This is a genomic window from Prescottella agglutinans, assembly GCF_004011865.1.
Classification (GTDB): domain Bacteria; phylum Actinomycetota; class Actinomycetes; order Mycobacteriales; family Mycobacteriaceae; genus Prescottella; species Prescottella agglutinans.
This window is the reverse complement of sequence record NZ_RKLP01000006.1, coordinates 349,745-359,272: the sequence shown is the minus strand read 5'-3', so window position 1 is coordinate 359,272 and position 9,528 is coordinate 349,745. Positions and strand designations below refer to the sequence as shown.

8 protein-coding genes are annotated in these 9,528 nt (G+C 69.1%); 3 read left to right on the top strand and 5 right to left on the bottom strand.

What is annotated here, in order from left to right:
• Positions 1-569: 569 nt before the first annotated feature.
• On the bottom strand, positions 570-1,847 hold the full coding sequence (gene tyrS / locus EGT67_RS13960; RefSeq protein WP_127916655.1) for a tyrosine--tRNA ligase: 1,278 nt from the start codon (positions 1,845-1,847) through the stop codon (positions 570-572).
• Positions 1,840-2,490: a DNA-3-methyladenine glycosylase gene (locus EGT67_RS13955; protein ID WP_241566023.1), complete on the bottom strand. Its 651-nt coding sequence runs from the start codon at positions 2,488-2,490 to the stop codon at positions 1,840-1,842. The genes tyrS and EGT67_RS13955 overlap by 8 nt, the downstream gene beginning before the upstream one ends.
• 109 nt (positions 2,491-2,599) lie before the next feature.
• On the opposite strand from EGT67_RS13955, the gene EGT67_RS13950 reads away from it, so the two are divergent.
• From EGT67_RS13950 to EGT67_RS13940, 3 genes are read left to right on the top strand one after another with little or no spacing between them, the layout of a single operon-like run.
• Positions 2,600-3,352, top strand: a complete 753-nt coding sequence (locus tag EGT67_RS13950) for an ABC transporter ATP-binding protein (RefSeq protein WP_127916653.1) — start codon at positions 2,600-2,602, stop codon at positions 3,350-3,352.
• The gene (locus tag EGT67_RS13945) at positions 3,349-4,110 is read left to right on the top strand and encodes an ABC transporter permease (protein WP_127916652.1); all 762 of its coding nucleotides are present in this window, start codon (positions 3,349-3,351) and stop codon (positions 4,108-4,110) included. The genes EGT67_RS13950 and EGT67_RS13945 overlap by 4 nt, the downstream gene beginning before the upstream one ends.
• Positions 4,110-4,718, top strand: coding sequence for a TetR/AcrR family transcriptional regulator (locus EGT67_RS13940; RefSeq protein ID WP_127916651.1), 609 nt, complete (start codon positions 4,110-4,112; stop codon positions 4,716-4,718). The genes EGT67_RS13945 and EGT67_RS13940 overlap by 1 nt, the downstream gene beginning before the upstream one ends.
• 9 nt (positions 4,719-4,727) lie before the next feature.
• Here EGT67_RS13940 and EGT67_RS13935 read toward each other — a convergent pair whose 3' ends face one another.
• From EGT67_RS13935 to argH, 3 genes are all read right to left on the bottom strand, one after another.
• On the bottom strand, positions 4,728-4,946 hold the full coding sequence (locus EGT67_RS13935; protein WP_127916650.1) for a Trm112 family protein: 219 nt from the start codon (positions 4,944-4,946) through the stop codon (positions 4,728-4,730).
• 63 nt (positions 4,947-5,009) lie between these two features.
• Complete coding sequence (locus tag EGT67_RS13930; protein WP_127916649.1) at positions 5,010-8,018, bottom strand: acyl-CoA synthetase; 3,009 nt, start codon at positions 8,016-8,018, stop codon at positions 5,010-5,012.
• Between the two features lie 88 nt (positions 8,019-8,106).
• On the bottom strand, positions 8,107-9,528 hold the full coding sequence (gene argH, locus EGT67_RS13925; RefSeq protein WP_127916648.1) for an argininosuccinate lyase: 1,422 nt from the start codon (positions 9,526-9,528) through the stop codon (positions 8,107-8,109).

The following is a 9,528-nucleotide window of genomic DNA, read 5'->3' as shown; positions in this document are numbered from 1 at the left end:
CCATAGACATCGAGTCAAATCACTAGCGTAAAAACTCAAACTAGCTTGCACTGACCATCTCAGACGGAAGAATGAGACAGCCAGCAAATACCCACCCACCGAAAATGGTGAGTGGAGTACCAAAAAATTTGGCACTGACATTCATCGACACACTGTTGAGTTCTCAAAGAACACGCGCACACCATCACTCGAAACTTTACAGTTCCTCGTTCCGGGGCAACCGTTCCAGCTTATCCCACCCGGGATCCGAGTGCAAACTCGGTCCCCGTCCGGGCCACCCGGACACGCTCAACCACCCTACACGAAGCAGGGAAGCGAACTTCCAGGAGTATCAGGCGCTCCCTGTACAACCTCGTTTTCCCTCGCTGACCTGTGAAGATCGCGTCTGGGTCGGTGTCCGTGTCGCTCTGACCTGGAATAAGTTACGGGCCCGATCCGCCGAATGCCAAATCGCCTGGTCAAAGCCCGATCGTGGATCACCGAAATCGCAAAGGCCCTGGTAGACCGAACGGGACGGGGTGAACCCCGTCCCGTTCGAGCCGAAAACGATCATGGTGACGCCGGACACGTCAGCCGGCGACCACCTTGACGCCGGCGAAGTTCTTGCGCCCGCGGCGGATGACCAACCACTGACCGTGCAGCATGTCCGCGGTCCCGGGCTCCCAGTCCTCGGTCTCGACACGCTGGTTGTTCACGTACGCGCCGCCCTCCTTCACGGCACGGCGTGCGGCGCCCTTGCTCTCGCACAGCCCGCTCGCCACCAGCAGATCGACGATGGTGCGCGGCTCACCGGCCGCGACCTCGGCAATCGAGGCCTCCTTCAGTGCCGCCGCGAGCGTCGACTCGTCGAGCTCGGCCAGCTCCGCGCGCCCGAACAGCGCCTTGCTGGCGTGCTCGACCGCGTCGGTGTTGGCCTGTCCGTGCACGAGGGTCGTCATCTCGGCGGCGAGGCGGCGCTGCGCCTCGCGGGCCTGCGGACGCTCCGCGGTTGCGGTCTCGAGCTCGGCCAGCTCCTCCTGCGAGAGGAAGGTGAACCACCGCAGGTAGCGCATGACATCGGCGTCACCCGTGTTCACGAAGTACTGGTACCAGGCGTACGGGCTCGTCATCTCGGGGTCGAGCCACAGGCTGCCACCACCGGTGGACTTGCCGAACTTCTTGCCGTCGGAGGAGGTCACCAGCGGCACCGTCATCGCGTGCACCGAGGCCCCGTCGAGCTTTCGGTTGAGGTCGACACCGGCGATGATGTTGCCCCACTGATCGGAGCCACCGACCTGCAGCGTGCATCCGTAGTTGCGGCGCAGGTGCACGAAGTCGTTCGCCTGCAGCAGCATGTAGCTGAACTCGGTGTAGGAGATGCCGTCCGACTCGAGGCGGCGCTTGACGGTGTCCCGGGCGAGCATGACGTTCACCGAGAAGTGCTTGCCGATGTCGCGCAGGAAGTCGATCGCCGTGAGCTTGGACGTCCAGTTGGCGTTGTTCTCGATGACGGCGCCCGTCGGCGAGTCGTCGAAGTCGACGAACCGCTCGAGCTGGGAGCGGATGCGCTCCGCCCACTCGGCGACCGTGTCAGCGGAGTTCATGGTGCGCTCACCGACGTCGCGCGGGTCACCGATCATGCCGGTGGCACCGCCGGCGAGGACGATCGGCCGGTGACCGGCGCGCTGGAAGCGCTTGAGTGCCAGCAGCGGCACCAGGTGTCCGGCGTGCAGGCTCGGTCCGGTCGGATCGAAACCGGCATACAACGTGACTGGACCGGCCTCGGTCTCGCGACGCAGTGCGTCCAGATCGGTCGACTGGGCGATGAGCCCCCGCCAGGTCAGTTCGTCAAGGATGTTCTCAGTCACGCACCCGATCATCCCACCGTGTGGTGGGAGCCGGTGCGCGCGGGCTGCGACGATAGGCCGACACGGCCGCCGAACCGTCGAGCCAGAGCCGCCACGGGCGGTCGGCGGCGACGGCGATGCCCACCCGCGGACCGCTGCGGAACTCGGTGTTCTTCCCAAGTGTCAGGTGCATGCCGGGGTCGACGCCGAACAGATCGAACCCGTTGTGGTCGAGGGTGAGCCCCATCGCGGACCCGAGGTTCCCGGGCCCGCGGGCGGCGTCGGCCGGCCGGCGGATGGCGGGGCGCCGCGAGGCGACCAACTCGTCGCCCTCCACGATCTCGGCCGCACGCAACAGGACACCTCCGGCGACGCCGTCGGGCCCGTACGACACGTTGGCGCAGAAGTGCATGCCGTAGCTGCGATACACGTACAGGTGCCCGGCCTCGCCGAACATCACCGAGTTCCGTGGCGACCGACCCCGGTAGGAGTGCGACGCCGGATCCGGCCACGGGCCGGCAGGATCGCCGCCGTACGCCTCCACCTCGACGATTCGCGCGCGGACCGTGCCGACGGTCAGCGTGCCGCCGAGGACGACTCGCGCGGCGTCGAGCGGATGCTCGGCGTCCCGCAGCGTGTCTCGGCCGGTGACGGTCACGGTCACGATTGTGCACGTATTCGCGGTCGGTGCCGGCGAACCGTTGACCCGCTGCGCGCACCGGACGAATAATTCATCGAGCGATGAGTTCATCAGCCGATGAATCGAGGTCGACATGACCGGAACATCCGGGCCGTTCACAACGGCGGCCGCCGTCGAGATCGAGGACCTGAACGTGCGTCGCGGCGGTGCGCCCGCGCTGCGGGATGTCAGCCTGTCCCTTCCCCGGGGAACGGTCACCGGGCTGCTGGGGCCGTCGGGGTGCGGAAAGACCACCCTGATGCGGTGCATCGTCGGAACCCAGATCATCGAGTCGGGCACGGTGACCGTTCTCGGTGAGCCTGCCGGTTCCCCGCCGCTGCGCAGCCGGATCGGGTACGTGACACAGGCTCCGAGCGTCTACCTCGATCTGACGATCCGCGAGAACGTGCGCTACTTCGCCTCCCTCTACGGCCGCGGGAACGACGCGGTCGCCGAGACGATCGACGCGGTGGGCCTGAGCACGCACACGCACCACCAGGCCGGTGACCTGTCCGGCGGTCAGCTCAGCCGGGTGTCCCTCGCGTGCGCCTTGGTGGGCCGCCCCGAACTCCTCGTGCTCGACGAGCCGACCGTCGGCCTGGATCCGGTGCTGCGCGCGGAACTGTGGGAGCACTTCGCCTCGCTCGCCGCGTCGGGCACGACGTTGCTCATTTCGAGTCACGTCATGGACGAGGCGGACCATTGCGAGAATCTCCTGCTCCTGCGCGACGGCCGCCTCCTCGCGCACGTGCCCCCGGACGAACTGCGGCGCCGGACCGGCAAATCCAATCTCGAGGAGGCGTTCCTCGTCCTGATCCGGGACCAGCAGGTGGGAGTCGAGCGATGATCGTCAATCCGCGCATCTACGCGTCGAGTACGACCCGCATCCTGCGCCAACTCCGGATGGACCGGCGCACGGTTGCGATGATCCTGGTCGTCCCGTCACTGATCATGGTGCTGCTGTACTTCCTCTATCAGAACGTGCCGACCCCACCCGGCCAGGTCCCGCTGTTCGACCGGATCGCGATCACGATGCTCGGCATCATCCCCTTCATCGTGATGTTCCTGGTGACATCGATCGCGATGCAGCGCGAACGCAGTTCCGGAACCCTGGAACGGCTGCTGACCACTCCCCTGTCGAAGCTCGATCTCCTCGCCGGATACGGCACGGCGTTCTCGTTGGCCGCGGCCGCGCAGGCCGCGCTGGCGTGTGGCGTCGCATTCGGATTCCTGAGCCTGACCACGCAGGGCAGCATCGCGTGGGTGATCCTGATCGCCGTGGTCAACGCGGTGCTCGGCGTCGCGCTCGGGCTGTTGTGCAGCGCGTTCGCCCGCACCGAGTTCCAAGCCGTGCAGTTCATGCCGGTGATCGCGATCCCACAACTCCTGCTGTGCGGTCTGCTGGTGCCACGAAACCAGCTGCCGCAGTGGCTCGAGTGGATCAGCAACGTCCTGCCGCTGAGCTACGCCGTCGAGGCACTGCAGCAGGTTGCCACCCACCCCGGCACGACGGCCCTGATGTGGCGCGACATCGGCATCGTCGTGCTGTTCGTCGTCGTCGCGCTGGGTCTCGGAGCCGCGACGCTCCGCCGCCGCACGCCGTGATGGCCGAGCCCACCGCGCCACCGACCCGACCCGGCCGCCGGCCCGGACCGCCGGTGACCCGCGACCGGATCCTGCGCGCCGCCCGACACCAGTTCGCCGACAAGGGGTTCGATCGCACGACGATCCGGTCGATCGCAGCCGAGGCCGGGGTCGACTCGGCCCTCGTGCACCACTACTTCGGGACGAAGCAGCGACTGCTCGTCGAGGCGATCGCGCTGCCCATGGATCCGACCTCGATCCTGGGGACGTTCGACTCCGTACCGGTCGACGCGCTCGGCGAGGCGCTGGCGCGCACCGTGATCGGCATCTGGGATTCGCCACACCAGCCCGCAGTCATCGCGGCCGTGCGTTCGGCGCTCACCGGCGGTCGCGAACGGCTGCTGCGCAGCTTCCTGCTGGAGGTGGCCCTCCGGGACGTGGTCCCGCGGGTCGACTCACCGCCCGGTACCGGCGAACTACGCGTCGCGCTCGTCGCGTCGCAGATGGCCGGGCTGTTCCTCACCCGCCATCTCCTGGGTGTCGACGCGCTCGGCGCCCTCTCGACCGACGAGGCCGCCCGGCTCGTCGCGCCGACCCTGCAGCGTTATCTCACCGGGCCGCTGCAGTGAGCGGGCCGGTCAGCTGTCCGAGGCCGCGACTCCGCGCGCGACGAAATCCTCGTGCTCGGTGTCGCCGACGTCGCGCGCCTCGTCGATCAGCAGCACAGGGATGCCGTTCTCGATCGGGTAGGCGCGGCGCAGCCGAGGGTTGTACAGCACCTCGTCGCCGACCAACAGCAACGGCCCCTTGTCCTGCGGGCACGCCAGAATGCTGAGCAGGGTGGGATCAATAGCCACTTCAGTCCTCTCGGGCCGTCCGGAATCTCGGCTGGTCCAGGCTACAAGTCGGTGTCGGGTCGGCTACGCGGGCACCCCACCCGGATTCTCCGGCGTGTCGCCGAACCGGGCCGCAGCCGCCTTCGTGAACCGCTTGTACCTGCTGGTGCCGGCGTCGAGGTACCACGTGCGTGTGCTCGGCCTGGGCAGGCCGGCCGCCTGGAGTTCGGCCGCGCGGGGGCGGTAGGACGCACCGAGCGGTATCTGCTCGACCACGTGCACGACGTCCGGGCACTGTGCCAGCGGAAGCTGCGCGAGCGTCGCGGTGAGCTCCGCGGCGGTGGGCACGCGCCCGCCGTGGACGGTGATGGCCGCGACGGCCACCTGGTGTTCGCCGGCCGGCACGCCGTAGGCGACCGCGAGATCGACCTGCGGCATCTCGCCGAGGACGTCGACGATCGGCTGCGTGAACACCGGCCCGCGGGCAGCGGCGACGACGGTGTGCTTGTGGTCGACGAGCCAGTAGTCGCCGTCCGGATCGCGGCGGAACAGATTCTCCGTCGGGACCCACGCGTCACCGGCCGCGAAGACGCCTCGCATCACGCCGGACGCCGCCTCGGCGGCGGTACCGGGGCGGCCGAGCAGCAGCCCCACCTCGTCGTCCGCGCACTCTCGGACGAACCCGCGCTCGTCCTCGAGCAGCCGGCCCGCAACCGGGTCGTACGCGCCGAGTCGGACCTCCGCGCTGCCGGGCAGTGGCCGCCCCTTCGAGCCGACCTTCGCACCTGAGACGTTGACCAGCACGACGTCGCCCTCGGTGGACGCATAGAACTCGAGCACCCGGGCCGGCGCGAACCGCTCGGTGATCCGGCGCCACAGGCCGGGTGGCATGCCGGAGCCGATGAACAACCGGACCGGGTGACCCTCCTCGAGCGGCAGCGTCTTGGCGTCGAGGATCTCCCGCATCGAGGTCCACGTGTAGCTGACGACGGTCACGCCGTAGCGGTGGACCTCCTCCGCGAATCGCTCCGGGTCGAGACCGCGGGACAACGCGATTCGGGCCCCACCGGCCACCGCGCCACCGAGGGTTGCCATCAGTCCGGACGAATGATGCAGCGGCGCAAGGCAGTACACGGTGTCACCGCGACTGAGCGACGCGGCCGACGCGGTACCGAACGCCGACAGCGACCACCGGTAGTTGGTGATGAACTTCGCTTCGAGGCTGCCGGTCGATCCGCTGAAGATCACGAACGCGAGTTCGCGCGCCAGCCCGGGATCCGGCCGGTACCACCCGGGCAGGGTCACCTCCGCCGGGTCGATCTGCTCGAGGTCGACGACGTCCGGACCGAGTTCGACCGCGAGACCACGGAACTCACCGCCACCGAGTACGAGCACCTGCTTGCCGGTGACCACGGCGTCCTCGAGGTTGTCCGGGTCCGCGACGATCCGGTCCACCCGGCCCAGCCGGACCGCCTCGTCCAGATCCCCGCCGGGCGGCAGCAGCACGGCCACGGCGCCGAGCCGGCTCAGCGCCGCGATCGCGACCAGAGCACTGGGGCGCGTCTCCATGAGGACGCCGACGTGGGTGGCGGGCCGGACGCCGGCGTGGACGAGCCCCCGCACGACGTTGTCGATCCGGGTGTTGACGGCGGCGTTGGTGTGCACCCGGTCGTCGAACAGGAAGCACTCGCCGCCGGGCGCCTGACGCCCCTGTTCGGCGAGGAGCAGACCCAGCGAGATCCGCGAACGCGGCTGCAACTGCCCCAGGCGGACCAACCGCGGCAGCGCGCGCGCCGCCTCGACCGAGAGTTCGCGCGCGCCCCGCACGGTGTCGGTGGCGAAATCGGCGATCCCCTTCCCCACCCCCACGCCGACCTCGGCGATCGAAGCGACGGTGTGGGTGATCCGGTTGGCGATGCTGACGCCGCTGTCGATGCCGGACGGCTCGTCGTGGATCATCACGTCCACGGACTCCGGCCGCGGCCCGATGCCCTCCCGCCAGCGCACCCATTCGCCGGTGGTCGGCCACGTCCGCGAGGCCGCGGCGGACCCGACCACGAGGCCGAAATGGCCCGCGCGCAAAGTCGATTCGAACACCTCGGCGCGGGGCGCGGCCCGCTTGATACCGCGGACCGCGAGGGGCTGCCCGATGTCGTCGACCTCGCCGACGAACGCGAGGATCGGGCACGAGATCTCCGCCAGGCTGACCGCGGTGTCCTTGATGACGAAGCCGCCGGTCATCATCCGGTTGTGCACGATGAACTGCTTGAGCAGTTCGGCGACGGCGGGACCCGACCAGGCGACCCAGCCGTCCTGAGCCAGGAAGCGGCGTTGCTGCTCGCGCGGCAGCAGCGCGTCACGGTCGTGCAGTTGCCGGAGGAAGTCGAGACGGGACTTGGCCGTCTTCACCGGATCGAGCAACTGGAAGCCGGTCCGCGCCATCCAACCGGCGATCGACAACCGGTTGAACACGTGATCGGCCAGCAGGTCGGCGCCCTTGGTGGCGACCCCTGCGGGGATGTCGAACGGAAGCGCGGCGAGCGTGTCGACCGGCGCCCCGAACGTGATGAGGCTGGCGAGGTTACGGCACCGCCGGTACGCCGCAGCCTGGTAGCAGAACATGCCGCCCTGCGAGTAGCCCGACAGGTGCACGTCGCGACCGGTGTGTGCGTGAACCTTGTCGACGATCTCGCTGATCGCGACGATGTGGTCGGCGAGGGTCCGGTCCCAGCCGCCCTCCTCGGTGTCGGGGGAACCGAAGTCGACGACCCACGGGTCGAGCCCCATCTGGTGCAGGATGCCGACCGCACCCTGATCACGGGTGACGTCGTAGACGTCGGCCGACATCATCATCGGAGGGACGAGGACGACCGGCGGGCCGGCCTCGGCCGGATCGGCGTCAGGGAAATAGCGGCGCAGGCGATACATCGGGGCGCGCTCGACGATCTGGAACGGGGACGGCGTCGCACCCGTTTCCAGACCGCCGAGGCGCACCACCTCGAGACCGTTCTGCGCCGTGGCGATTGCCCGCCGAAGCGAACCCATCACGTAGTCGGAACTCAGACTCACCAGCGCACTCCCCCAGCAACCCATCGAGACCTACATCACATCCTGTTCGATGAGCCTTTCACACTACTGCGTGTGTGGGAGCGCGGTTACACCGACTGGTGTCCGGTTCGTCCTACCCGCGCGTCCACTCGCGCAAGGCGTTGGCCGACCGACGCACGCCACCGAGCTGCTCCGCGACGCGGATCCCGGCCGTGCCGCCGCGCGCACTGCGCGACGCGATCGACCCGTGGACGGTGAGGACCTCACGCACCGCGGGAGTGAGCGCCGGGTCGACACCGGCCAGCTCCTCGTCGGTGAGCTCGTCGAGACCCACCCCGCGCGCCTCCGCGGCACGGACACACGCGCCGGCCGCCTCGTGCGCCACCCGGAACGGAACGCCCTGACGGACCATCCATTCCGCGATGTCGGTGGCGAGCGTGAAGCCCGCCGGGGCGAGCTCCTCCATGCGATCGGTGTGGAACTCCAGCGTGGAGACCAGTCCGGTGATCGCCGGCAGCAACAGCTCGAGCTGCGCCACCGAGTCGAACACCGGCTCCTTGTCCTCCTGCAGGTCGCGGTTGTACGCGAGAGGCTGCGCCTTGAGCGTCGCCAGCAGACCGGTGACGTTGCCGATCAGGCGTCCGGCCTTGCCGCGGGTGAGCTCGGAGACGTCCGGGTTCTTCTTCTGCGGCATGATCGACGACCCGGTCGACCACGCGTCGGCGAGCGTGATGTACCCGAATTCCGGTGTGCTCCAGATGATGACCTCTTCGGCCATCCGGGACAGGTCCACCGCGATCATCGCGAACACGAACGCCGCCTCGGCGGCGAAGTCGCGCGACGACGTCGCGTCGATCGAGTTCTCCGCGGCCGCGTCGAAGTTCAACTCGGCGGCGATGGCGTCGGGATCCAGACCCAGCGACGACCCGGCCAACGCGCCGGATCCGTACGGGGACACCGCGGCCCGCTTGTCGAAGTCCCGCAGCCGCTCGACGTCGCGCAGCAGCGGATGCGTGTGCGCCAGCAGATGATGCGCCAGCAGCACCGGCTGCGCCGCCTGCAGGTGCGTCTTGCCGGGCATCACGGCCTCGGGGTGGGCCGCGGCCTGGGTCGCGAGCGCGTCGACGACGTCGAGCACCCCGTCCGCGACCCGGCGGGCCGCGTCACGCAGCCACATCCGGAACAGCGTCGCCACCTGGTCGTTGCGGGAGCGGCCCGCTCGCAGCCGGCCGCCGACCTCGGGCCCGACCCGCTCGATCAGACCGCGCTCGAGAGCGCCGTGGACGTCCTCGTCGGACTCGGCGGGCACGAACGCCCCGCTCGCGACGTCGTCGGCGAGGCGGGTGAGTCCGTCGAGCATGGTCGCCAGGTCTGCCTCACTCAGAAGACCGGCCTTGTGCAAGACCTTGGCGTGCGCCTGCGAGGCCCGCACGTCGTACGGCGCGAGCGTCCAGTCGAAGTGCGTCGACTTGCTCAGCGCCGCCATGGCGGCGGCCGGTCCGGACTCGAACCGGCCGCCCCACAGGGCGCCCTCGTTGGTGCCGTGGGCAGACAC

Bases quoted from the DNA above. Each gene is read 5' to 3' on its own strand.
- EGT67_RS13940 (WP_127916651.1), top strand. From the start codon at position 4,110: ATGGCCGAGCCCACCGCGCCACCGACCCGACCCGGCCGCCGGCCCGGA.
- EGT67_RS13930 (WP_127916649.1), bottom strand. From the start codon at position 8,018: ATGGGTTGCTGGGGGAGTGCGCTGGTGAGTCTGAGTTCCGACTACGTG.
- EGT67_RS13950 (WP_127916653.1), top strand. From the start codon at position 2,600: ATGACCGGAACATCCGGGCCGTTCACAACGGCGGCCGCCGTCGAGATC.
- EGT67_RS13945 (WP_127916652.1), top strand. From the start codon at position 3,349: ATGATCGTCAATCCGCGCATCTACGCGTCGAGTACGACCCGCATCCTG.